The 25,462-nt window shown below is 58.6% G+C and carries 19 protein-coding genes, 1 tRNA gene and 1 pseudogene; 2 read left to right on the top strand and 19 right to left on the bottom strand.

Annotated features, from left to right (window positions below; genetic code table 11):
* Positions 1 to 146 precede the first annotated feature (146 nt).
* A complete protein-coding gene (locus AFK24_RS23540) occupies positions 147 to 2,264 on the top strand; it encodes a TonB-dependent siderophore receptor (protein WP_065835507.1) in 2,118 nt (705 codons plus the stop codon).
* A gap of 12 nt (positions 2,265 to 2,276) precedes the next feature.
* Here the strand turns inward: AFK24_RS23540 and argE are convergent, their stop codons facing one another.
* From argE to AFK24_RS23475, 13 genes are all read right to left on the bottom strand, one after another.
* Positions 2,277 to 3,431 (bottom strand): acetylornithine deacetylase, encoded by a 1,155-nt coding sequence (gene argE / locus AFK24_RS23535; RefSeq protein WP_080482270.1) that lies wholly within the window; start codon positions 3,429 to 3,431, stop codon positions 2,277 to 2,279.
* A gap of 2 nt (positions 3,432 to 3,433) precedes the next feature.
* Positions 3,434 to 4,603, bottom strand: coding sequence for an NAD(P)/FAD-dependent oxidoreductase (locus tag AFK24_RS23530; RefSeq protein ID WP_065835505.1), 1,170 nt, complete (start codon positions 4,601 to 4,603; stop codon positions 3,434 to 3,436).
* Positions 4,600 to 5,988 (bottom strand): NAD(P)/FAD-dependent oxidoreductase, encoded by a 1,389-nt coding sequence (locus tag AFK24_RS23525; RefSeq protein WP_065835504.1) that lies wholly within the window; start codon positions 5,986 to 5,988, stop codon positions 4,600 to 4,602. Before AFK24_RS23525 ends, AFK24_RS23530 begins: the two co-directional genes overlap by 4 nt.
* A complete protein-coding gene (locus AFK24_RS23520) occupies positions 5,973 to 6,278 on the bottom strand; it encodes a (2Fe-2S)-binding protein (protein WP_065835503.1) in 306 nt (101 codons plus the stop codon). The genes AFK24_RS23525 and AFK24_RS23520 overlap by 16 nt, the downstream gene beginning before the upstream one ends.
* Positions 6,275 to 8,116: an ABC transporter ATP-binding protein gene (locus AFK24_RS23515; RefSeq protein ID WP_065835502.1), complete on the bottom strand. Its 1,842-nt coding sequence runs from the start codon at positions 8,114 to 8,116 to the stop codon at positions 6,275 to 6,277. Before AFK24_RS23515 ends, AFK24_RS23520 begins: the two co-directional genes overlap by 4 nt.
* 1 nt (position 8,117) lies before the next feature.
* Positions 8,118 to 8,954, bottom strand: coding sequence for an ABC transporter permease (locus AFK24_RS23510; RefSeq protein WP_139110566.1), 837 nt, complete (start codon positions 8,952 to 8,954; stop codon positions 8,118 to 8,120).
* Between the two features lie 89 nt (positions 8,955 to 9,043).
* Complete coding sequence (locus tag AFK24_RS23505; protein ID WP_065835501.1) at positions 9,044 to 10,000, bottom strand: ABC transporter permease; 957 nt, start codon at positions 9,998 to 10,000, stop codon at positions 9,044 to 9,046.
* Between the two features lie 36 nt (positions 10,001 to 10,036).
* The gene (locus AFK24_RS23500) at positions 10,037 to 11,674 is read right to left on the bottom strand and encodes an ABC transporter substrate-binding protein (protein ID WP_065835500.1); all 1,638 of its coding nucleotides are present in this window, start codon (positions 11,672 to 11,674) and stop codon (positions 10,037 to 10,039) included.
* Between the two features lie 106 nt (positions 11,675 to 11,780).
* Positions 11,781 to 13,058: an NAD(P)/FAD-dependent oxidoreductase gene (locus tag AFK24_RS23495; protein ID WP_065835499.1), complete on the bottom strand. Its 1,278-nt coding sequence runs from the start codon at positions 13,056 to 13,058 to the stop codon at positions 11,781 to 11,783.
* A gap of 26 nt (positions 13,059 to 13,084) precedes the next feature.
* Complete coding sequence (locus AFK24_RS23490) at positions 13,085 to 13,753, bottom strand: haloacid dehalogenase type II (RefSeq protein WP_065835498.1); 669 nt, start codon at positions 13,751 to 13,753, stop codon at positions 13,085 to 13,087.
* A 356-nt stretch (positions 13,754 to 14,109) separates the two neighbouring features.
* Complete coding sequence (locus AFK24_RS23485) at positions 14,110 to 16,113, bottom strand: hydantoinase B/oxoprolinase family protein (RefSeq protein WP_065835497.1); 2,004 nt, start codon at positions 16,111 to 16,113, stop codon at positions 14,110 to 14,112.
* A gap of 3 nt (positions 16,114 to 16,116) precedes the next feature.
* Positions 16,117 to 18,168 carry a hydantoinase/oxoprolinase family protein gene (locus tag AFK24_RS23480; protein ID WP_065835496.1) on the bottom strand — a complete coding sequence of 684 codons (2,052 nt, stop codon included), beginning with the start codon at positions 18,166 to 18,168 and terminating at the stop codon, positions 16,117 to 16,119.
* Positions 18,169 to 18,351: 183 nt separating this feature from the next.
* Positions 18,352 to 19,830 carry an aldehyde dehydrogenase family protein gene (locus AFK24_RS23475; RefSeq protein WP_065835495.1) on the bottom strand — a complete coding sequence of 493 codons (1,479 nt, stop codon included), beginning with the start codon at positions 19,828 to 19,830 and terminating at the stop codon, positions 18,352 to 18,354.
* A 253-nt stretch (positions 19,831 to 20,083) separates the two neighbouring features.
* Here AFK24_RS23475 and AFK24_RS23470 point away from each other — a divergent pair, with 253 nt between their 5' ends.
* On the top strand, positions 20,084 to 20,947 hold the full coding sequence (locus AFK24_RS23470) for a GNAT family N-acetyltransferase (protein WP_065835494.1): 864 nt from the start codon (positions 20,084 to 20,086) through the stop codon (positions 20,945 to 20,947).
* 267 nt (positions 20,948 to 21,214) lie between these two features.
* Here the strand turns inward: AFK24_RS23470 and AFK24_RS23465 are convergent.
* The 6 genes and pseudogenes from AFK24_RS23465 to AFK24_RS23440 all read right to left on the bottom strand — a co-directional run.
* Positions 21,215 to 21,418 (bottom strand): annotated as a pseudogene (locus AFK24_RS23465) (glutathione transferase); the annotation flags it as partial.
* Positions 21,419 to 21,595: 177 nt separating this feature from the next.
* Positions 21,596 to 21,669, bottom strand: a tRNA-Gly gene (locus AFK24_RS23460).
* A gap of 154 nt (positions 21,670 to 21,823) precedes the next feature.
* Complete coding sequence (locus AFK24_RS23455) at positions 21,824 to 22,717, bottom strand: alpha/beta fold hydrolase (RefSeq protein ID WP_065835493.1); 894 nt, start codon at positions 22,715 to 22,717, stop codon at positions 21,824 to 21,826.
* Between the two features lie 297 nt (positions 22,718 to 23,014).
* Positions 23,015 to 23,710 (bottom strand): pseudouridine synthase, encoded by a 696-nt coding sequence (locus tag AFK24_RS23450; RefSeq protein ID WP_065835492.1) that lies wholly within the window; start codon positions 23,708 to 23,710, stop codon positions 23,015 to 23,017.
* Positions 23,711 to 23,752: 42 nt separating this feature from the next.
* A complete protein-coding gene (locus tag AFK24_RS23445; RefSeq protein ID WP_065835491.1) occupies positions 23,753 to 23,977 on the bottom strand; it encodes a cysteine-rich CWC family protein in 225 nt (74 codons plus the stop codon).
* Positions 23,974 to 25,455, bottom strand: coding sequence for a sensor domain-containing diguanylate cyclase (locus tag AFK24_RS23440; RefSeq protein ID WP_065835490.1), 1,482 nt, complete (start codon positions 25,453 to 25,455; stop codon positions 23,974 to 23,976). The genes AFK24_RS23445 and AFK24_RS23440 overlap by 4 nt, the downstream gene beginning before the upstream one ends.
* Positions 25,456 to 25,462: the final 7 nt, after the last annotated feature.

The raw sequence follows: 25,462 nt of genomic DNA, 5'->3' as shown, positions 1-25,462 counted from the left end.
ACATCGTCGCCCCCGGCGAGCACTCTCGCGACGTTACAAAGTGGATACTTGATATTCGCATTCAGGATTGATTTTCATTTGGGCGAAATGTAACTATTGCGAATGCATGTCATTTACAGATTTACATTTCGGAGCATCAGCAGTTCATGCGCAAAATGTCCCCGCTGCCCACGTCCGCCCTTACGTTGATTACCTTGAGTATTCTCAACGGTGCCTTTGCGGATGACAGTACGTTGAATCTGCCATCCACGACCATCAACTCCACTGCCGAAGGCCAGGAAAGCGTGCAGGAGGGTTATCTGGCCCAGCCGAATACCAGCACTACACGGCTGAACCTCACTGCACAGGAAACCCCGCAAGGTGTGACCAGTATCAAGCGCGAGCAGTTGGACGATTTCAAGCTCAACAGTATCCGTAATGTGCTGGACAGCACGCCGGGTGTGAATGTGCAGAAAGTTGAAACCGACCGCACCTATTTCACCGCGCGTGGCTTCGATATCACCAACTTCCAGTACGACGGCATGGGAATGCCATTGATCAACGGGCTGTTGGTGGGCGATATCGACATGGCGCCCTATGAGCAAGTAGATATCCTGCACGGTGCCAACGGCCTGATGACGGGCAGCGGCAATCCGTCGGCCACGGTTAACTTCGTCCGCAAGCGCCCAACCTACGAAACCCAGGCCAAAATCGATGTGAGCGCGGGCTCCTGGGACAAGCGGCGGGTCGATATCGATCTGTCCGGCCCGCTGACCGAATCGGGCAATGTGCGCGGTCGCCTGATCTACGCCAATGAGGTGGGCAACTCTTACCTGGACCGTTATTCGCGGGAAAAGAACATTTTCAGCGGTATGCTCGCCTTCGACCTGACCGACAGCGACACGCTGACTGTAGGCTATGAAGACCAGAAGACCAATGCCAACGGCGCCAGTTGGGGCGCGCTGCCGCTGACCGATGCCAACGGCAAGTCGGTGCACTACAGCAGCACCAACTCGAACATCTCCCAGCCGTGGGTTTACTGGGATGTCCATACCACGCGAGCCTTCGCCGAGTGGGAGCATAGCTTCGCCAATGACTGGAAGTCGACTCTGACCCTGACCGCCATGGAGCACCGCGAAGACACCGAGATGTTCTACATCTACGCCAACAGCGCCTCCTCTACCGGATATACCGGCCTGGCCTCCAAGTACAAGGACAAGGACCGTGAGGTGGACGGCGACATCTCCTTCAGCGGCCCCTTCAGTCTCGGCGGGCGAGAGCACCAGTTGACCGTCGGGGCCAATGCGGCGCGCTCGCGTAATAGCGAAACCTCGCTGTATGGCACGTCCTCGTATTACACCTCGGTGTCGCTGGACGACGCACTGAGCGGTTCGATCCCCAAGCCCACTTATGACATCGCCAATGAGGCCGATACCTCCAGCTACACCGACCGCCAGAAGAGTGTCTACGCGGGTGCGCGTTTCAGCCTGACCGATGATCTGCACCTGATCACCGGAGCGCGCATGCTCAGCGCCGACAGCGACGGCGAGAACTACGGTTCAGGCCGGGACGTGCGTATCCATGGCAAGGTCACTCCGTACGCCGGCCTGGTCTATGACCTGACACCGCAGTACTCGCTGTACGCAAGCTACACCGAAATTTTCAATCCGCAGTACTACCTGAACTCCCAGGGCAAGGTGCTCGACCCGCTGGAAGGCAAAAGTTATGAAGCAGGGATCAAAGGTCACCTGCTGAACAACAAGCTGGATGTCTCGGCAGCGGTGTTCCATACCAAGCAAGACAACGTCGCCACTTATTCCGGGTACGATGCCAGCCTGGGCGGTTACTTGTATGAAGGCATGTCCTACAAAAGCAATGGTGTAGAACTGGAGGCGTCCGGCGAACTGGCGCCGGGTCTGCAGCTCAGAGGCGGCTACACCTACGTGTACATCACCGATGCCGATAACGACCGTGGACGCAAATTCATTCCGCGCCATGCGTTCGTTTCATCCATGACCTATAAATTGCCGATGGTGCCGAAGGTCAAGGTCGGTGGCAGTGTGAAATGGCAAAGCGAAATCCAGAGCGACGATACTCCGGCAGCGAATCAGAGTGCTTATGCGCTGGTGGGCCTGATGGCACGCTACGACATCGATCCACACTGGAGCACCCAGCTGAACATCGATAACCTCACCAACCAGAAGTACCTTCAATCTGTACGCTATGGCCAGAGCAATTACGGCGACCCACGCAACTTCACCGCGTCGGTCAGCTGGAAGTTCTAAGCCAGGATTTGCTTAGCAAAGTGCTACCAGCAAGCGCTCCAGAAACTGCTCGCAGGCCTGCAACTGCGCGAGCTCGACAAACTCGTCGGGCTTGTGCGCCTGCTCGATCGAGCCGGGCCCGCATACCACTACCGGAACGTTCAGACGCTGGCTGAACAAGCCGCCTTCGGTGCCAAACGCCACTTTCAAAGGGGGCGACGAGGGGGGAGCAAAGGACTCGATAAAACGCACTGCAGCCACCGCCGGATGGGTGTCCAGACCCGGATAGCTGTTGAGGTTTTCAATATCGATGCCAGCTTGCGGTGACAACTGACGAGCAGACTTGACCAGTGTTTGAGTCTCGTCCCGCAACTCGTCAATCAGTTGCTCTGGCGCGTCAGTCGCCAGATGACGTATCTCAAAATCCAGCACGCAGAGATTCGGTACGATATTCAGTGCTTTGCCGCCATCGATTTTGCCGACATGCAAGGTCGTGTAGGGGATGTCGTAAGCGTCGTCGCGATTACCCTGTTCACTCAGGCGCGTCTGAATTCGGCGCAACCCGGTAATGAAATCGGTGGCTAGGTGAATCGCATTTACCGAAAGTGGTGCCAGTGACGAATGGCCTTCCAACCCACGGCACAAGGCCCGGTAAGTAGCTTTGCCCTTGTGGCCTAGCGCCAGTTGCATGGAAGTCGGTTCGCCAACGATGCACAGGAACGGTCGTATGGGTGACTGTTCAAGAAAGGTCAGCAAACGTCGTACGCCTACACAGCCGATTTCTTCGTCGTAAGATAACGCCAGCTGCAACGGGCGTTTCAGCGGTTTGTCTACGGCGTCGAGCATGGCAATGACGGCGCAGGCGACAAAGCCTTTCATGTCGCAACTGCCTCGACCGTAAACGCGTCCATCGCTGACACTGGCGGCGAACGGCTCAACAGTCCACGCCTGACCGGCGACCGGCACCACATCGGTATGCCCGGATAGCAAAACACCGGGCTCGTTCGCCGGCCCGGTGCTGGCGAACAGATTGGCCTTCTTGCTGGTTTCGTCATGCACCAAGGTGCAGGCGATTCCCTTGGCTTCGAGCAGATGCTTGATGAAGAGGATCAGGTCCAGATTCGAATCGCAGGATACCGTCGCAAAATCGATGAGCTTTTCGACCAGGTCGAGGCTGCGCGGTGTAATCATCACACTCGACTCCCGGCCAGTTGCAGCCCTGCCGACACTTGAAGTTGCGTGAAGCGGGTAATGGCGAACGGCTCGATGGGGGTCGACGTCGCTCCGGTATCGATCAACTCGGCCATGACATCGCCGACGCCAGGGCCGAGCTGGAAGCCGTGACCGCAGAAACCGAACGCGTAATACAAACCATCCACCTGGCCGCTGGGGCCGATGATCGGAATATCATCGATAACATAGCTTTCGACGCCGCTCCAGGTCCGGATCACATTGACCCGGGTCAAGGCGGGGGCCAGCCGTTTGAGTTGCGGCAGCTGCATCAATAACCCCTTGGGTTCTGCTGGTGAGCGCAGGGTGTCCAGGTTCGGTTTGCTGCGATGACAGCCGCCGAAGATAACGTTGCCACGGGGAATTTGCCTGAAATAGATAACTTCTTCGTGCCGGTGCGAGAACACGCCGACCACTTCCTTGAACACATAAGGCAGCGGCTCGGTGACCGCCATTTGCGGGCCGTTAGGCTCCATTGGTACCGGTTCGCCAAACTGTGAGGACAAGCGCGAGCCCCAGGCGCCCGCGGTTACCAACAGTTTTGGCGCACGAAACTGCTCGCCCGAAACACTGGTGACATGAAACATATCAGCCACTTTATCGATCGTGCTGATTTCGGTGTTTTCTCGCAGGTCGACACCTTCACGCACACCCGCCCGGGCGAACGCCGGGGCCGCCAGACGCGGATTGGCGTGCCCGTCGAACGGTGCGTAGGACGCGGCCAGCACTTCGGGCCCCAGATACGGAAACCTTGCGCGCATTTCTGCACCCTGATAAACCGTCAGGCCCAGCTCGCTGGCTTGCGGAGCACTGGCGTAGGCTTGGAGCTTGATGATCTCGTCCGGGCGGAAGCACACGCGGATATGGCCGGAGGCGATGAATTCAAGGTCATCGTCGATCAGCTCTGGCAAACGCCCCCACAATTCGCGAGAACGATTGGCCAGTGCCAGTTGCGGCAGGAAGCGACCCTGGCGACGGACGTTGCCGAAATTGGTACCGCTGGCATGTTGGCCGACAAGACCGCGCTCCAGCAACAGTACCGAATACCCACGGCGACGGAGAAAGAATGCACTCGCCGCGCCCATGATGCCAGCGCCTACGATGATGATGTCGGCGTGTTGTTCACTCATGTTGCGTTCTCCACAGCAGGTTCGCTTTGCAAGGCAATGGTCAGCGGACGAACAGGTGCCTGGCCGCGCAAACGACCCACTTGTTCGACGGGCACTTCAGCCGCCAGAGCAATGATTTCGGCTCCGGCCTGAGCGCAATAACGGCCTTGGCAGCGGCCCATGCCGACCCGGCTGAATGCCTTGGCCCGATTGGCCTCGCAAGCCCCTTTCTGGCGCACCACGCCACGCAACTCGCCAGCACTGATGGCTTCGCAACGGCAAACGATAGCGTCGTCCGGCAGGTCCGCCGCTTGCTGGCTCGGCCACGGAAATGCTTGCGCCAGCCCCAGACGGAAACGCTCCAGCGTCGCGAGCGCGCTCTGTTGTTGCGCAATGAACGCATCGCTTAGCGGTCGTCCAATGTCGTGTAGCACAGTGGCGGCCACCAGACGGCCGGCCGCTTCCGCTGCATCGGCACCTTGCACGCGAGCGCCGTCACCCGCGGCATACACGTTAAGGGTCGAGGTGCGGTAATTCTGATCCAGGCTTAGCACCCATTGTCGGGTGGCTGCTTCGAATTCGAATTGGCAATGGGCAAGATCAGCCAGTTGGGTTTCAGGGCGCAAGTGATAACCCAACGCAAGCGCGTCGCAGTCCACACGCTGTGCCTTGCCATTACCATCGGTGAAGGCCACGCCGCTCACACCATTAAGCGCGTCACCCAGGATTTCCCTGGGCTTGATACCCATGTGCAAGGCCACCCCGGCCTGCTTCAAGGACAGCATCAAACGCATGCCGGTCAGCATCACGCCTGGACGCGCGAGCATTTTTGGTAGCGCCGCGAGGCGCAAGGTCATGGGCGAAGTGTCGAGCACGGCGGCAACTTCGGCACCGGCTTTTACGTATTGCGCGGCCACCAGATAAAGCAATGGGCCGCTGCCCATGAATACCACCTTATGACCAATCGAAACTGCCTGGGCTTTCAACGCAATCTGTGCGCCGCCCAGGCTGTATGTACCGGCGAGATTCCAGCCTTTGACCGGCATAAGGCGATCCGTGGCGCCGGTGCAGAGGATCAGTTTGTCGAAGGGCACGCTTTGTTGCACACCCTTGCATTGGGTCTGCAATGCGTTATCGGAAATGCCCCAGACTTGTGTGTCCGGACGGTAGTCGATCTGCGTGCGCAGGGTGTCAAAGCTGCGATGCAGGGCCAGCGCCTTGTCGGCCTCGGTGCCGTAAAGCTCGTTGTACGAACGTTTGAAACCTGGCGGTTGACGACGGTAAATCTGCCCGCCGTCCCGGCTGTTTTCATCGATCAGAATCGGTCGAATGCCTTGGCTGACCAGTATTTGCGCGCAACGCGTACCCGCCGGTCCTGCACCAACGATGATTACATTAGGTTCCATGGGACCTCCGGTTGGCGAGTCAGAATGCTCATGCCGCCCGCCACACTCGTACCGCACGCCCGCAGGCGCTCACCTGCTTCAGTCCAGACCCAACAGTCCTGACACGCACCCATCAGACAGAAACCAGCACGGTTGCTATCCCCGAATTCCGATTGGCGCAGCGTCGGCCCTGAAGTGAGGATAGCCACCATCAGCGTATCGCCGACCATGGCGTTGACCGGTTGACCATCGACCGACAGGGTGATGGCCGGCCTGGCTTGTTCACCCAGGCGCTTGAAGCGAGGTGTCATGAGGGCTCTCCTAGCAGAGCGGGCAGGGGACGCGATTGCAGTTTGATCAGTTGTTCGCCGCTGTGATGGCAGGCGACGTCATTGCCGCCGGCCATACGTTTGATCGACGGTGCGGTGAGGTTGCACACGCCATCAATGCGCACCGGGCAGCGATCCAGAAACGTACAGAGTTCGTTGTGGGGCAGGTTGTCAGTGAACGGATACGGCGTGCGCACGTGCAGCGGCTGCTCTTCGAGCCAGTGGGTGCGCAATTGCGGCACCGAATTGTTCAGCAGATGGGTGTACGGGTGCAGTGGCTGATGGCTCAAGGTCTCGCGATTGCCAACTTCCACCTGATGCCCGGAATACAGCACCACCACTTCATCGCACAGCGCTTTGACAGTCGAGATGTCGTGGCTGATGAACAGATAAGACAGTCCCAGGTCGCGGCGCAGTTCGCTGAGTAATTCCAGAATCGCGGCACCGACAATGGTATCCAGCGCCGAGGTGACTTCATCGCACAGAATGATCGCCGGTTCAGCCGCCAGTGCCCGGGCCAGGTTGACGCGTTGTTTCTGCCCACCGGACAACTGACCGGGGTAGCGTGTGGCGACACCGGCAGGCAGTTGCACCCGATCAAGCAGTTCAGCCAGACGACGCTGGCGTTGAGCGCCATTCATGCTGTGATAAATCTTTAGCGGTCGGCACAGGATCTGCTCGACGGTATGCGCCGGATTTAGCGCAGTATCGGCGTTCTGGTAGACCAGCTGGATGCGCCGAAACTGATCGGGAGTTCGATCCCTCATGGCGCTTGGCAACGCCTGACCATCGAACATCACCTTGCCCCGCGCCGGTGGCAACAGACCGGCAATGACTCGGGCGAGGGTCGATTTTCCGGAGCCGGACTCACCGATAATGCCGATGGCTTCGCCTTTGTGCAGGCTGATGTTGATATTGTCCAGAACACGAAAAATCGGGATACCCAAGTGTTCGGGACCATACCCCGCGATCAGGCTTCGAACTTCAAGCAGCGGTGTCGGACCTGCCGCGACGAATGGCGACTCCATGGCTGCTTCTGGCTGAGCGGCTCTGAGCAGGCATTGGGTGTAACTGTCTGCAGGCGTGGCCAGCAAGGGTTCGGTGTCGTTGCATTCGCGGACCGCACCATTTTTGAGGACCAGAATCCTGTCGGCCATTTGTGCCACGACCGCAAGATCGTGAGAGACATAGATCGCCGTGATGCCACGCTCCTTCATGACGGTCTTGAAAGTTCGTAAAACATCGATCTGGGTAGTGACGTCCAGCGCCGTGGTCGGTTCGTCGAGAATCACCAATACCGGGTCGGTGATCAGCGCCATGGCCGCCATGACGCGTTGCAGTTGACCGCCGGATACCTGATGCGGATAACGATCACCAATGGTTTGCGGATCGGGCAGCGCCAGTGCGTCAAACAGGTTGATGGCGCGCTTGCGGGCTTCGGCACGGCTCAGCAGGCCATGAATCAGCGCGCCTTCGATGACCTGATCCATCAAGCGCTTTGAGGGGTTGAAAGCTGCCGCCGCACTTTGGGCGATGTACGAAACCGTACGTCCACGCAGGGCGTGTAATCCTGCGTTGTCCAGATCCAGGACCTGGGTTTTATCGATACGAATCGAGCCACCGCTGATTCTGCAACCGTCACGCGCATAGCCGAGCAGCGACAACGCGATAGTGGTCTTGCCCGAACCTGATTCGCCAATCAGTGCGAGCACCTGGCCTTTGTCCAGTGCGAAATCCACGCCTTTGACGATTTCGGTTTCGCTACCGTCGGCAGCGCTTGCTACTACCCGCAGGTCTTTGACTTCGATTAATGCGCTCATGTCAGAAACCTCCTCGTCGGCGGGCCGAGAAGCTGTCGATCAACAGGTTCACGCCAATGGTCAATGTTCCGATACACAGCGCGGGAAAGATTACGGCAGGCGCGCCCTGGCTCAAGGCACCGATATTTTCGCGTACCAGCGAACCCAGGTCGGCGGCCGGTAATTGCACGCCCAGCCCCAGGAAACTCATGCCGCTGAGCAGCAGGACAATAAATACAAAGCGCATTCCGAAATCGGTCAGCAAAGGTGCCGTCATGTTTGGCAGCATTTCCACGGCTGCAATGTAGAAGCGGTTTTCGCCGCGAGTGCGCGCGACATGGACGTATTCCATTTCACTGATGTTCATCGCCAGGCTGCGGGCAATGCGAAAGGCGCCGGGCGTGTAGCCAATGACCGCCATGATGATCAGCAATGGCACTGATGAGCCAAATACCGAGACCATGACCAGTGCAAGCATCTTACTTGGCAGTGAGATCAGCGCATCGATGAGGCGGCTCAGCAGCTCTTCGATCCAGCGATTGGACAATGTGGCCAGCAAGGCAAGCGCGGTGCCGCAGGCGCAGGCCAGGATCGTCGCGGCGAGTGCCAGGCCGATGGAATAACGTGCACCGTCGAGGATCCGGCTGAGGATGTCACGGCCCAGATAATCAGTACCCAGCCAATGCTGCCAGCTGTAGGTTTCAAAGACATCGGCAGTGCCCATGCTGGCAGGGTCGTAAGGCGTGATCCAGGTCCCCAACAGGGCGATCAATAACCAGAACACCACGAGCACTGCACCAATGATGCCGCTGACGGGCCAACGCTTGCGGCGTCTGGCTTGTGGAGCGGTCGGCTTCATGAGGGCCGGGGTCAACGCAACCGGCTCCGGCACAATGGGCAATTGCGCAGGCTCAGTGTCGGGGTGTTGCTGAGTAGCGAGTACTTTGCTCATCGGTTTCTCAGCCTCGGGTTGGAGAGCACGGCGCAGATGTCGGCCAGGATCAGCAGAAACAGATAGGCACCGCAAAACATCATCGCGCAGGCTTGAATCAACGGCATGTCCCGGTTGGTCACGCCATCAACCATCAACTTGGCCAGACCGGGGTAATTGAAGATTGTTTCGACGATCACCGCGCCGCCGATCAGGTACGACAGGCTGACGGCGATGGCATTGGCAATCGGGCCTACTGCGTTGGGGAGCGCATGGGCGAGGATAGCGCGCACCGGGCGGACACCCTTGAGGCGTGCCATCTCGATGTAGGGTTTATCCAGTTGGTCGATCAATGCAGCGCGGGTCATGCGCGCCATCTGGGCGACGATCACACAACACAAGGTGGCGACGGGCAGGGCATAGGCGCGGATGAATTCCAGTGGAGAAGTAACGTCCTGGGCGAAGGTCAGTGCTGAGAGCCACTGCAACTTCACGGCGAAGAAAAACACTGCCAGGGTCGCGACCAGAAACTCTGGAATGGCGACCATGGACATTGTAAGTACGTTAAGAAGCCGGTCGAAAAAGCTGCCGCGAAACATGGCCGAACCGATACCGATGATCAGCGCCATCGGCACTGAGATCAGGGTGGTGACCCCGGCGAGCATCAACGAGCTGGACAGGCGCCCGCCGATCAGGTTGCTGATCGGTTCCTGGCTTGAAAGCGACAGGCCCATGTCGCCGTTGAGCAGGCCTGTCAACCATTTCAGATAACGCAGCAGCGGCGGTTTTTCCAGACCCATTTGTGTCCTGAGCGCAGTCAACTGCTCGGGTGTCGCAAATTGCCCGAGCGACTGTTGGGCGGCATCGCCTGGCAACAGCGAAGTCACGAAGAACACCATCAGCGAGACAATCAGCAAGGTCAACAGCAACCCACCGATACGTTGTCCCAGGATCGATAAAGTCTTGGAGTTCATGGCCGCGGCCTCCTGCGTCAGTGAGTCGAGGAAGCGTCAGGCATCCAGCCAGACATGTTCGGCGAACATGTACCCCATGAACCCGCCGACCGGAATCGCGTGATAGCCCTTCAGCTTCTTCGCAACACCATCAATGGTGCTGACGAACATCGGCACGGCGACACCGCTGTGCTGATTGATCAAGGTCTGCATGTCGGCGTACATCTGCTTGCGCCTGGATTCATCGCGTTCACCGCGGGAGACGACCAGCAGTTGATCGAACTGAGCGTTCTTCCAGCCCGACTCGTTCCAGGCGGCGTCGGATTTGAAGAACTGCGACAGCAGGATATTGGCGGTCGGACGCGCGTTGACGCTGCCGAAGCCCATCGGATCTTTCATCCAGTGGGTATCCCAGTAACCGTCGGCTGATACACGATTGACCTTCAGATTCAGCCCCGCCAACTTGGCGGACTGCTGCATCACCACAGACATTTCGTTGGCGCCGTCTGCCGTGGCAGAGGTCACAATGGGCAGGCTTATCCCGGACAGACCGGCTTTCTTGAGCAGGAATTTGGCCTTCTCCGGGTCGTAAGGGCGCTGTGGCAGTCCTTCGAAATAGTACGGTGTACCTGGCATGATCGGTTGGTCGTTGCCGATGACGCCGTAACCGAGGAACACTGACTTCAAGATGTTTTCACGGTCGAACAGCAGCTTGATAGCTTCGACCACGTCGGGATTGCTGAACGGTGCCTGGTTCACGCGCATGATCAGATTGGTGTAAGTGCCGGCGCTGGTCGCTTGCACCCAGGCCGTCTGGCTGCTGTCGATGCGTTTGGTCGAGCGCGGGTCGACTGAGCTGATCATGTGCACATCGCCTGCCAGAAGGGCATTGACGCGGGACGGCTCGTCGACGATGCCGATCAGTTCAATTTCGTCCAGGTACGGTTTGCCCGGTTTCCAGTAATTTTCGTTACGAATTGCGATGGTGCTTACGCCCGGCTTGAACGACTTACATTTGAACGGCCCGGTGCCATTGGCCATTGTGAAAGTAGCGGTGCCGTCAGCAATTATCAGGAAGTGCGACACGGCCATCACCGCAGGCAACTCGGCGTTGGCGGCAACCAGGGTTATCTGCACTTCGTCGGGGGCCAGGGCTTTGACTTCTGTGAACTGATCGGCCAGCGGTTTGGCTTTCGAACCGGTCAGCGGATCCTTGTGGCGCATCAGCGAGTACACAACGTCGGCCGAGGTGAACGGTTTACCGTCATGGAAGGTGACGTCTTTGCGCAACTTGATATTCCACACCAGGGCATCGTTGGTTTCGAACGACAGTGCCAGGCCCATTTGTGGCACCAGTTTTTCGTCGAAGGTGGTCAGGCCGTTATAGAACATGTAGTGGCGAACGTAATCAGTGGAAAACGCGCCACGCGCCGGGTCCAGCGTATCCGCCGTGGATGTGGACGTACCGGCAACACGTATCTTGCCGCCGCGCCTGGGTGTTGCTGCTGTTGTCGAGTCGTCGGCGAACACCGAACTGCTGGCACCCAACAGAGAACCTACACCGCTGGCCATCAGTCCTGCGCCACCAAGCAGTCGCATCGCGTCACGTCGGGACATGCCGCGATTGATCGCTTCGAATATGCCGACACTGACTTCAGAGCCTACCAGCAAGCTTCCTTCTTTTTTCTCGGTCATCTCATGGTTCTCAAGTAATGTTGAAAGTTGCCCAGCCCCGGCTGCTGACAGTGCGCGCCGGCCCTATATCCCAATCACACCGCGATGCGGCCCAGGCCGTAACGGTTTAATGCAAGCGGTCTTGCAGCTTGTAATACGCACCCACCAACGGCAGAAACCACGGCTTGCCGAAGTGGCCCGGAATCGCAGGCCAATCCAGTGAACGCCAAGGGTTCGCTTCGGTTTTACCTTCCAATACATCCACCATTACCTGGCCCATGTGCACGGACATCTGCACTCCATGCCCGCTGTAACCCATTGCGTAGAACATGCCGTCCTGCTCGCCTGCGCGGGGCAGCCGGTCAGCGGTCATGTCGACGATGCCCCCCCAGCAGTAATCGATACGGGTATTGCTCAGGCCTGGGAACAGCGCGTGCAGCGAGGTCTTCAGGATCTCGCCGCTCTTGGCATCCGAGCGCGGGTTGGACATGGCGAAGCGTGCCCGCCCCCCAAACACCAGGCGGTCGTCCGCAGTGGCGCGGAAGTAATTGCCGACGATGCGACTGGTCACATAGGTGCGGCGTTTGGGCAGCAACTGATTCATGACAGCGGCATCCAGCGGTTCGGTGGTGATAATGAAACTGCCCACCGGTGCAATCCGCCGCCGGAACCAGCTGAACGGACCAGCCTGCGAGCCGCCGGTGGCCAGCAGAAGCTGCCGGGCATCGATCACGCCACGCGCGCAGGTCACGCGAAACCCGCCGTCAGGCAGGCGCTTGATACTGGTCACGCCTGCTTGCTCGAAGACCCTGGCACCGTGTTTTACAGCTGCTTCGCCCAGACCTACGCCGAACTTGCCCATGTGCATCTGGGCACCGTTGTCCTGAATCAGCCCGCCAAAAAAGCCGTCAGTGCCGACTTCTTCACGAATACGTTCGGGACTGATCATTCGGACATTCGGGTCGACATCACGGCGAATCAATTCGCAGGTGCGAGCCAGCCCATCGTAGTGCCTGGCCTTGGCGGCGAGTTTGATCTTGCCGGTCTTGCTGAAATCACAGTCGATCTGTTCCTGGGTAATGACCGATTCGACTGTATCGACTGCCGAGGCATAGGCCTGGTAGAACGCTCTCGCGATTTCGACGCCGCGCTCCTGAACCATGCTGGCGTAGTCCTGCGCTACGCCGGTGTTGCAGTGACCGCCGTTGCGGCCGGACGCTTCACCGACAATGCGGCCCGATTCCAGCACCACGACGCTTGCATTGCGTTTGGCCAGGGTTAACGCGGCAGACAGCCCGGTGAACCCTGCACCGATGACCACTACATCGGCACGACCTTCGACCGGGCCTTGTGCGGCACCGGTGAAGGGTGGTGCGGTGTCCAGCCAAAACGATTCAGAAGCCATGCCTTACTCCTCGGCGGATACGCGTGTTACAGACCGACGATGGCGGCCAGGCCGCTGATGTCTTTGATCTCGTGGTTCTTGTAGAACGGCGTGCTTGGCTCATGACCACGGTTCACGAACACCTTGTTAGTAATGTTCATGTAGTCGGCGGGGATCAGGTCATAGCGGAAGCTTGAAGACACGTGCAGCACGTCTTCCGGACCGCAGCCCAGGTTATCGAGCATGTATTCGAACGCTGCCAGACGTGGTTTGTAGGCTTGACCGCCTTCAGCGGTGAAAACCTTGTGGAACGGCACGCCGAGCTTGTCGACGTTGGACATGATCTGGCTGTCCGAGGCGTTGGAGTAGATCACCAACGGGATCTTGTCAGCGATTTTCGCCAGACCTTCGGTGACGTCAGGGTGTGGGCCCCAGGTTGGAACCGCGTCGTAATAAACCTGACCTTCGTGGTCCTTGTACTCAATGCCCCAGCGTTTGCATGTGCGCGCCAGAGCCGACTTGATCACTTGATCGTAAGGCTGCCATGCGCCCAATACTTCATCGAAACGGTAGCCGTTGAAGTCCTTGACGAACGTATCCATTTGTTCTTTGGAGATGCGGTCAGCGAACATTTTGCGGGCGATCGGGCCCATCTGGAAGTTTGTCAGCGTGCCGTAGCAGTCGAAGGTGATGTATTTGGGGCGAACGATTGTCATGATGAGTTCCTGTTTAACTGCCGTTGTCGAGGAGCCTGACCAACCCGTGTCTGGATGAGGGTTTGGTTCGGGGGCACAAGCATTACAGCACCATCGTTTAAGCAGATGCCGTTTAAACCGCCCCCTGTCAAAACACAAATCACCGTTTTGAACCCCGCGCTCAGCATTGTTTGCCGAGCGCTTCAGGACAGGGCGAAAGCCAGGCCAGCCGGAGTTTTGTGCACGTTTGTGACGCAAGAACGGGGCCGCCCCGGCGTAGAGGGGCCGCACATGCAAAAAAAAGCGCCTGCCCCTTTCAGGGCTGACGCTGATCGTTGTGGTTTGCATGGCGGGAGCACCCACCTAGGGTGCAAGTGTCAGGCAGGAAGTGCCGTCAGCGCTCGCAACTCCGGATATTGCTCACACTGTTGCTCGAACAGTTGCTGGATCAAGTCACCCGCTGCGCTTTCCTGTGGCGCGACGGCCAGGTGCGCATCGAGCGCTTCGAACAGGCGATGTTTGAGGAAGTAGCGCCAGTTGACCGGCACGCTTGCCAGGCACTTGGTTAGTGCGGCGTAGCGTTCGCGGGTCCACTTTTGTTCGAAGGCGGTACGGAACGGACCGTAATTGAAATGCCCGTCCACTGCCTCCCGGGTGCAATTACGTAGTGCGGCGGTGGCGTCGACATCAATCACCTCGTCGACAATCGCCACGCCGTAGTCATCACGTGCCTGTTCCAGGGAAACATAGCCACACATCACGTCTTTGAGCACACGCTCTGGCGCGCGTTCGAACGGATTGCCGTAACCACCGGCGCCGGCACCGACCAGCCGGATTACATCGCCTGGCTGGCAGTTGACCAGGTCTGTATTGCCTAGCACTTCTGCATGGTCAGTGTCCGGGTTACGGGTGAAACGTGAGTTGGCGCCAGCCTGGCCGCCAAGCACGCCCCACGAGGCAAAACGGCTGCGGTCGCGGTTGCGCGCCGTGACCAGCGAACCGGGCGAAAACACCTGAAACTCCATGACCAGACCCAGACCGCCACGGTATTTTCCGGCGCCACCGGAACCGGGAGCCAAGCAGTAGCGCTTGACCAGAATCGGTACTTCGGCTTCGTTGATTTCTACTGGCGTGTTGCGCAGGAAGGCGTTGTTGGCACCCGAAGCGTCCGGACCATCGGCGAATGGCATGCCGCCTGCGCCGCCGCCAACCGGGCCTAGGGATGCCATGACCTGACGGCCGTCGCGACCCAGGGTCTTCACGCTCAGGATTGCCAGACCGCCTGCCGAACAGGCAGGTAACCGATCCGGCAATGCCAGAGAGAAAGCGCCGAAGGTCAGCATGTGAGTCAGCTTGCAGGTCAGACTGCGCATGCCCACCGCCGCCGGAGCCTGTGCATTGACCACCGTACCCTCCGGCAGGATGCAGCGCACCATCCGATACACTCCGGCATTGAGCAGGATGTCCGGCGAAAGCGTGTAAAGCACGTAGTTCAAACCCACCAGCATTAGCGCGTGGCGTTCATGGCCGCCGGTCGGGATATTCAGCGACGAGGCCAGTTGCGGGTCGCTGCCGCTGTAGTCCATCTCCAACTCGTCGCCCTGAATGCGCAGGGTCAGAGCGACACGCAATGGCTTGCCATTGACGCTGTCTTCATCGGCATATTCGGCGAAAAAGTATTCACCATCCGGCATTGCGCGGACCAGTGTGCGGGCTTGTTGCTCGCCGTAGTCGAGCAGGGCCTGCATGCCGGATTCAAAGGTCTCGATGCCGAAGCGTTCGATGATCTCCAGCGCGCGGCGCTCACCGGTCATCAACATGCCGATCTCGGCCTTGAGGTCGCCAAGGTTCTGTTCCGGGGCTCGGACGTTGATCGACATTATGTGCAGCAGGCTTTCGTCCAGTACGCCTTCGCGCACTATCTTGCACGGAGGGAAACGAATCCCTTCCTGATGAATCTCGGTCAAGGTGCGTGATAGCGATGCGGGTACCGCACCGCCCACGTCGGTGTTGTGGATGTGACCGCCTACGAAACAGACGATACGGCCTTCGTAAAACACCGGTTTCCACATCACAATGTCGGGGGAGTGTGTTGCGACATAGCCGCTGTACGGATCATTGGTCATGCAAATATCGCCGGGGCGATAGTCGTCGATCAGATCGATTACGGCCTTGTAATCCAGGCCTGTGTACCACGTGGCCCCCAGGGTTTTGGGTGATGCGAAGGTCTGGCCGTCCGGCGTCAGCATTGCGCAGGAGAAGTCCTCGGTCTCTTTGACGAATGTGGAGTGCGCCGTGCGGACCAGCGTATAAGCCATGCTTTCGGCCGCTGCGCTGCAGTAGTTGGCGAAAATCTGCAGAGCTGTCTTGTCGATTGACATTGATCAGACCTCAACGTTCACGTTGGTGAGAATGAGAGTGCCGTAGACGTCAACTCGCCCATTGAAACCAGGCAGCACGCAGGTAGTCGTGTCGTCCTGGGCGATGACCGCCGGGCCGTTGAATGTCTGCCCCGCCAGCAAATCGCTGCGCAGGTACAGTGGAACTTCGTGATAAGCAGCATCCAGCCAGACCTTGATGTGTGCCTGTACTTTCGGCGTGCCGGTGCCGGTTGCAATAGGCTGCAGGCGAGGTTTTGGTGTTTCTGCACTAATGACCAGCCGCAGGGCCACCACCTGAATCGGTGCGGCGGGATCGCTGTGGCCATAGAGTCGGGCGTGTTGTTCGTGGAACGTCGCCGTGAAGTCCGCCAGATTCCCCTCGCGCAATGCCGCGACGTTGACCGGAGTATCGATTTCGAAGGACTGGCCTTTGTAGCGCATGTCCGCCGAAACCTGGACCTGAGCACCATCCGGGTCATCGGTCTGGGTTTTAATCCAGTCCCGAGCGTCTTTTTCCAATGCATTCAGATCATCGGTCAGACGCTGCAGGCTAGCCACGGACAGGTCGTAATACGTGGTTTTGACGAAATCGTTACGCGTATCGGCAATCAGGCCGCCCAGGGCGCTCAATACGCCGGGGGTAGTGGGCACCACGACTTCGCGCATGTTCAACGCCCGCGCCAGGTGGCACGAGAGCATAGGGCCAGCACCGCCGAATGGAATCAGCGCGAAGATACGAGGGTCGATGCCGAAGCGCGAAACGATACGGCTGACGCCGGTGTACATGCCGGACACCGAGACGTTGATGATCGCTTCGGCGGTTCGCAACACGTCGCAACCCAAGGTTTTGGCCAGTGGTTCGAGCGCCTGACGGGCCGCCTGTTCGTCAACCTGAACAGCGTTGTAGCCCAGATCTGCCTGACCCAGAACACCCAGTACGGCGAAGGCATCGGTGATAGTGGCGCGAGTACCTCCGCGTCCGTAGCACACCGGGCCCGGGCTCGAACCAGCGCTTTCGGGACCGACTTTCAGCACGCCAAACTCATCAACCCAGGCAATCGAGCCGCCGCCGTCGCCGATCGACGACACCGATACCGATGGGATGTGGATCTGATAATCACCGATGTATTCGCCGGTCGCGTATTGCGGCTGACCATCGACGATCAGCGCTACGTCAGCGGTTGTGCCACCGATGTCGAGGCTCATGCAGTTAGGCAGTTCACACAGCTGCGCGATATAAGCCGCGCCGATCACGCCCGATGCGGTGCCGGACAGGATCATCTGCACGCATTGGGTCTTGCCGCTTTCGGCGCTCATGATGCCGCCGTTGGACTTGGTGACCTTCAACTCTGCCGGCACGCCCGCTTCGCGCAAAGCGTTCTGCAGCGAGCCCAGGTAATGTGCTACTTTGGGCTGCACATAGCCGCCGATGACAGCGGTCAGGGTGCGTTCGTATTCACGAATGATCGGCCAGACATCCGCAGAGCAGGACACGAAAAATCCGGGCATGGCCTTTTCAATGATCGCTTTGACCTGGTGTTCATGCATCGGGTTGCGATAGCTGTGCAGCAGAGAGATCACCACGCCTTCGCAACCCGAGCGGCGCAAACCTTCCACGGCATCGAGCACGCTATGTTCATCGACGGGGGTCAACTCGCCGCCGTCGGCATTCAGGCGACCATCGACACCATAGACCCGGTCCCGAGGAATCAATGCTGGCGGGCGGTTGGACATCAGGTGATACATGTCCGGAATTTTCAGGCGGGCAATGTCCAGCACGTCTTCAAAATGACGAGTGGTGATCATGCCCAGACGCACCCCCTTGCGTTGCACCACGGCGTTAACGCCAACGGTTGTGCCGTGGGTGAAGTGCACCACATCGCGCGGGTCGATGCCGTAGCGCTCGGTCAAGCCTTGTATGCCTAGCAGGACTTCACTGCCGGGGCTGTCGGGCCGGGAAAACACTTTAAGGGTCTGCAAGGTCCCGTGTTCGTCATCCAGAACCGCGAAATCGGTAAAGGAGCCGCCAATGTCCACACCGATGCGTAGCCCCATCGTAATGCCCTCTGCTCAAATGCGTGTCAGGTAGGTTAAGGGGGCTGACATCGCAGCCGCGCCCCGGTATTGATTACAACATTCGAGCCTCAGCAGATGCGCCGTTATCCCGCGTCGGCCACATCACGAAAGATGGAATTCGAGCATGGCTGCAGCACGTCCTGCCGGGCGCTCGTAGCGCTGTCAATATTGGGCGATATCGATCAAGACACTCTTGAAGCGCAGGTTGGCTTCAAAGGCCGCACGGCCCAGGTCTTTGCCGATACCGGAGCGTTTGTAGCCGCCGGTAGGGATGATCCAGTCTGCCGAGCGCCCGTAGCGGTTGATCCAGACGGTACCGACTTCCAGCCTGCGAACGGCGCGCATCGCCCGGCCCAGGTCGGCGGTGTGCACACCAGCCGCCAGCCCATAAACCGGGTGGTCGGCCAGCGCGAGGCCTTCTTCTTCATCGTCGAACACTTGCACCGTAAGCACGGGACCGAAAATTTCTTCGAGCACCGCAGGATTGTTGGCGTCGACCCCCATTAGCAGCGTCGGTGCGTAATAGGCGCCGCCGTCGAGCGTGTCGAGCAACCTGCCACCGATCAGGACCTCGGCGCCGGCCTCGATGCCACGGCTCACGATGTTGTCGATGCGGCTGGCTTGCGTGGAGGAAATGATTGGCGCCAGGCTGGTGTCAGCGTCCCAGGTTCGACCTGGCTTGAGCAGTGCGAACGCGCGCTGGATTTCCGCGATTAGCGGCTCCAGGGCTGCTCGTTGAACGATGAGTCGCGATCCCGCTACACACACCTGGCCGGCATTGCCGGTGATGGATTTGGCAATGCTACGGGCAGTGCGGGTCAGGTCGGGTGCATCAGCAAACACCAGTTGTGGACTTTTCCCGCCCAGCTCCAGAGTCACCGGTTTTGGGCCACTCTCGGCGCACGCGGTCATGATCGCGGAGCCGGTAGTGGTGGAACCGGTAAAGGTCACTTTACTGATCTTCGGATGTCTGCAAAGGGCCGCGCCGGTGGTCCGGCCGTCGCCCTGCACAATATTGAAAATCCCGGCGGGCAGGCCCGCGACAATCGCCAACTCTGCAAGGCGCAGGCAGGAAAACGGTGTCATTTCCGAAGGCTTGAGCACCACGGCATTGCCAGCTGCCAGTGCGGGAGCGACTTTCCAGCAGGCCATGCTCATCGGGAAGTTCCAGGGTGCGATGGCGCCGATCACGCCGTATGGCTCGCTGATTTGCATGCCTATGTGGTCTTTCGCAGTCGCTGCCACGTCTCCACCGACCTTGTCGGCGAATTCGGCAAAAAAGCGCACACCCTCGGCTACCGATGGAACGTCCCAACCGATGGATTCACTGATGGGGCGGGTCGAACCAACCGACTCGAGCGGGGCGAGGGTCGCAACATCGGCTTCGATCAGGTCCGCCCAGCGACGCATGACCCTTGCCCGTTCACGGGGCGGGCGAGAGGCCCAGTCGCTGGTCTTGAATGCGCGCCAGGCATTTTCCACGGCCTCATCGACGAGGGCCTCGTCGGCAATCGGCAACCCGGCATAAAACTGCGCATCGGAGGGTCGCGCAATATCCATCAAGGCGGGTGCATCGCGGTAGAGGCCGCCGATGAAATGTGCACAACGCACGCTGACGTGCAATGGATTGAAAGATGTCATGGCGAACTCCGAGCGCGGGAAATAAAAACTTATGCTCCATCCTAGAAATATTTTCACGGCACATGCTGCCGAGTCAGGGGCGTGCAATGGCAGTAACTCCGTTGATTTTTTTACGCACCAGTTAAATCTGCTGAAAGTGCCTGAATGGGTATGTTTCAAGGCCTCAGGTAGGCGGGCAAGGGCCCGGAGCAAGGCTGGAAATATCGTCTGCGCAGTGCCAGAGTGCGCTCAACCTCTATCAGGAAGTTTGCTCATGTCCACGACCTTGCCCCATGTCGCAGTGCGTCTGCGACCTATGATCGATGCCGATTTGATCGCCGCTCATGCCCTTTCGCAAAAGCTCAAATGGCCGCATCGGCTTGAGGACTGGCAGTTCATGCACAGCGTCAGCAAGGGGTTTGTGGCTGAAGATGAGCAGGGGATTTTTGCGACGGCGTTTTGCTGTCTTCAAGGTGACTTCAGCACCGTCGGACTGGTGATTGTGGCTGACGAGCGCCAAGGACAGGGGGTTGGTCGCAAGATGATGAACCTGGCGCTCGAAGCCAGTGCAGGCACCACGGCCACACTCGCCGCTACCGCTGCCGGAACCCCGTTGTACGTCAGTCAGGGTTTCGTGGCCTACAACCAGTTACATCAATATCAAGGCACCGTACCTGCCGGGGTTGTGACCAGCGAACTTGAACCTGGCGTTACGTTACGTCTGCTGGACAGCCACGACCATGCGGCGCTGCTGGCCTTGGCATCGGCGGCCACGGGTATGGATCGGCAACCTGTGATGAGCGGGATTTTATCGATTGGTGAAGTAATCTGTGGCGTTGAACAGGACGGTGAATTGATCGGCTTTGCCGTGCTGCGACCTTTTGGACGCGGTAGCTGTGTCGGTCCGGTTATTGCCGAAACTTCCCGGCAAGCCAGAGCGATGATCAGCTCGCTACTGCAAGGCGCCGCTGGATGCTTCGTGCGCATCGACGTTACCCAAAACAGCGGTTTAGGGGGCTGGCTTGAAACCTTCGGTTTCACTGATGTAGGAGCCGCCGTACAAATGTCCCGCGGCCCGGCCCCCAAAGGCTCCAGCGCGTCTGAACAGTTCGCGGTGGTAACTCAGGCGTTGGGTTAGGTTCGTGCAGATTTGGTGGTCGCGAGACTTGCCCGAGAAGAATAGTGATGTCGCGATCCGGTTAGCCCGACCTTCAATGTATTCATTCCAACCCGTGCACTGCGGCGTTGGAAGAATATGGTCTGGACTTATGCGCAGGCACTGATCAATCAATCGGAGCAAACAAGGACGCGATAAAAGACGGCACCATTCCCGCCGGTCGTTGTGCAGTGGTAAAAGTCGTGGTCAGCGCTGATGACCTCGAATGCTGCCGCGTTGTACCTGTACAAGCATCAGCCGGTTGAGCATCAAAGACAGATCAACATCAGCAGTCGACCATTGGCCGAATAGATACTCGGGACTGTCGGTAAGCAACGTTTGTGCGGCATCGATCAGCTTGCGCGCTGCCGTCTCGGCAACTGGCGACAAGGGATCTGCTTTGAGGCCAAAGGTGGATCGTTCATGCCGAAGAGGCAGCAGGTCACTGCGCACCGGGGGAAGAAAACTTACTTAAAATACCTGTTTCCCGTGGGGCAACATAAAAACGGGAACGGCCTATGGGGAGGGCGACGGAATGTTCTCTTTCTCTCTAGTATCAGCTTGCCTACACGCAAACTGTCACCAAGCACGCTTGGTTTCACGCTGATACGCCTGAAACCCTTGAAAAAGTGGAGCGGGTGAAGGGAATCGAACCCTCGTTATCAGCTTGGGAAGCTGGAGTAATGCCATTATACGACACCCGCTCTGAGCGGCTGACTTTGTACCAGAATGGGCGGCTGAATTGAAGCGCTAATTTCCTGCCAGCCATTAAACCCGACTTATATCTACGGAGCCCATTCGCCGATTACGGCGTTGTTGCGCTGGCGAATGGTTCCCCGGCTCGGTCGAGCGTTGGGTTCAGAGGGCGAAGGCATGTTCTGTCTGGGCCTGTCTGTAATGGAAGGTCTGACGGCTGCGTGTTGGCGTTGGCGGTGTGAGGTAGTCCAGCAACGCGAAACGCGAGTCGCGGCAGGCGGCCTTGTGTTCCATGTCCAGGAAATGCCCTGTGGCGCGTATCGTCGTGAACGTGCTGTTTTTCACTACCCGGTCAAAGAGTCTGGCATCGGTGGGAGCTGTGTATTCGTCCCATTCGCCGTTCATGAACAGCACTGGCACATTGATGTTTTTTGCGGCGTTCAGGTACTCGTTCTGATCCAGGTTCAGGACGTGGCTGATGTGAAAGTGCATCTGGTCATATTCATGGGTTTCCAGGCTGCTGACGTGCCGGTAGTTGAAACGCTTGAACAACGGCGGCAAGTGTTTGCCAATGGTGTCATTGACCAGGTTGCCCACTTCATAACGCGCATGAGCACCCAGGTGCAGGGCGCCGCGCTCCAGATAATCACGCATGTGCTCGTTGACGACCGGCGAGAACGAACTGATCACGGCCTTCTCGATCCGTTGTGGTCGGAGCGAAAGCGCAACCAGCGCCGCCGCGCCGCCCCACGAGAACGACATGATGTGTTCGGCGTTGAAATGGTCGATCAGTTCCAGCAGGATCTGGCCTTCCGCTTCTTTGGTCAACGGCGTTGCGTTGACGTTGTGGGGCTTGGATTTGCCCGCATAGGGCTGATCGTAAAGCACCACGTTGAACTGGGGATGAAGGTTACGCACGGTCTGCGCAAATGACGCAGTGGTGGCCAGTGAGCCGTTGACCAGAATGATGGTCTTCTCTGCGGCATCTGCCCGATAAAACTCCGTGTAAACCCGAAACTGTCCCTGTATATCAAGCACAGCGATTTCTGGCCTCATATCGTATGTCTCCTGGCGTAAACAGTTTTGCGCGCAATCGAAATTGCACGAGTTTCGTGACAGGTTGGCATTCGCCTTAAGGGGCCCAGGTCGATCCGAAACTATCTGTTCGACAGGTATTGTTATTGGCGGGCGATTTGTCGGGAGCCGGGGCTCTGGTCGACAAAAGGATTTCTTAGAATACGTTCATGACTCATCGGTCACATGTGGACCGACGATTGGATTCAAGCAGGGGATAGGCAAACCCGCAAGTGCCGTTCGTACATTGAACGGCGCGGTCTGCCCGGCGGTAGGCGCTTAGCCGATAGCCGCGATTTCCGCAGGTTGCAACGCGCGGTACTGCCCGGGCTCTAGACCGGGGTCCAGGCTCAGGCTGGCCATGCTTTCGCGGTGCAGGCGCAGCACTTTGTTATCGAAGTGACCAAACATGCGCTTGACCTGATGGTAGCGTCCCTCGACGATTTCCAGTCTGGCCGAGCGCGGGGCGAGCAGGGTCAATCGGGCTGGCTGAGTGGTGATGTCTTCGAAAGCGAAGTAAAAACCGGCGGCGAATTTCTCGACGTAGCGGTCGTCGATAAGCTGTTCGGTTTCAACATAGTAGATCTTCGGCAACTTGGTCTGCGGCAGCGTTAGCCGACGCGACCATTGCCCGTCATTAGTGATCAGCATCAGACCGGTGGTGTTGAAGTCCAGCCGACCGGCAATGTGCAAATCGTGTTTATCCGGCTCGTCCAGCAGGTCGATGACGGTCGGGTGCTGCGGGTCGACGGTGGCGCTGACGCAGCCCTGAGGCTTGTGCAGCATGAAGTAGCGGGCCGGTTTGCCAGCCTGCAGGATTTCGCCATCAAACTCGACGCAGCTGAACTCACGCACATCATGGTGCGCATCGCTGATCACGTGACCATCCACCTTTACCCGTCGGCCTGCCAGAGCGAGGCGTACGTCCTTGCGATTGAAGCGCGGCAGGTTGCTGAGGAAACGATCGAGACGCATGGGTTTGGCAATATGAGTTGGGAAGGCGACAGGTTACGCGATCTACGAAGCGGATTTGTCAGCGGTGGCGTTTTCGATACCGGCGCAGCGTGGACACAGGCACGCTTTGGCGCGCACCTCTGGCGGCAGCGCCCCAATGATTGCCGGATCGATTGCCACCGAAAAACACCAGCAGGCCTGATCGGCGGTGCGTGGGTCCGCCAGGGAGCAGCGGTTGCTGGAACCGCATGCCGGGCAGCGGTCCGGATCGACGCTTGAAGTGCTCATGCGCTCGCCGTTTCCTCGGTAAACACCTGATTGCGCCCATTTTGCTTGGCGGCGTACAACGCGCGGTCGGCGCGGGCGATCAGGGTTTGCAATGTATCATCCTCTTGCAGTTCGGCCAGGCCGACGCTGACGGTGACTTGCAAGGGTGTGCCGGAGAAGACGTAGGTGTGTTGCTCGGCCAACAGACGAATTTTCTCGGCAATACGTTGGGCGCTTCTGGTGTCGCTGCCCTTGAGCAGGATGATGAACTCTTCACCGCCCCAACGACAAATGATGTCCGACTGGCGCAGGCAGCTTTTAAGATCCTCCGCGAATCCGGCCAGCACCTGGTCGCCCGCCAGATGACCATGGCTGTCGTTGAGTTGCTTGAAGTGATCCAGGTCCAGCAGCATCGCCGTGAGCGGCTTGGCCTCGCGTTGGGTGTCCTTGAGGGTTTTCGACGCCAGCAGGTCGAAGCCGCGCCGATTGGGCAGGCCGGTCAGGCTGTCGAGGGTGGCCTGGGTTTCAATCCTGTATTTGAAGCGGTTGATCAGGCGATGCAGCAGCAACACGACCACCAGCGTGACAATCAGGCAGATCAGCAGGTTCAGGTACAGCGATTGGCGAATATCGGTGAGCGCTGTGTCTTCGCGCTTGTCGACGAACAGGTACCAGTTCAGTTCGGGAATGAAGCGGATGTTGAGAAAGTGCTCGCGACCTTCTGACTGGTATTCATACGTGCCACTGCGCGGTTTGGGCAGTTGCTTGTGCAGCTCGCTCATGCTTGGCAACTTGTTGAGCGACTGGCCGATGGCAGCGCCATTCGGACCACCCTCGGCACCGGTCAGGACGATGCGCCCGAAGGTGTCGACGAAGTACACGCTGCGCTGATAACGCTGTTGATAGCGGTCGATCAATTTGATGACGGCATCGACCGTCAGCCCGACCCCGGTTGCGCCGATGAAGCGGTTGTCGTAGTCAAACACTTTGTAGTTGATGAAGAAGGTCAGGCTGTCTTTATTGGCCATGTCCGGGTCGACGTTGATCTCGTACGGCGAGGCCATGTCCCGGACGCGGTAATACCAGACGTCGCGGGGTTCGCGGGCGTCGATTTTCTTGAGCACGCCTTTGGCCTGGTAATACGTCAAGCTGCTGTTGGAAACAAAGAACGAGGTGTAGGCGCCGTAATGATCCATGACCTCTTTCAGATATCGGGTCATCTGGTCCGGATTGCGTTCGCCTTCCACGATCCAGTCGCGCATGAAGGTATCGCGGGCCATCATCGATGAGATCAGCACCGGGCGCACCAGATCTTTCTGGATCTCGGAATAGACGGTGTCGGACGTCAGCGGCAGTTCGGTGTTGATGATGTTGTCGCGAATAGACGCCCGCGACGCGTAATAGCTGAGCAATGAAGTGGCGAGAAAGCCGCTCCCTAAAAGAATCACTAACGTCACCAGCAACGACCGTTGTGAAGTAATAGCGGAGCGAAAAGGCATGGAGTGT

Origin of the sequence: Pseudomonas syringae (genome assembly GCF_001698815.1) — a bacterium.
Taxonomy (GTDB): Bacteria; Pseudomonadota; Gammaproteobacteria; order Pseudomonadales; family Pseudomonadaceae; genus Aquipseudomonas; species Aquipseudomonas syringae_A.
This window is presented reverse-complemented; position numbering and strand designations above follow the sequence as displayed.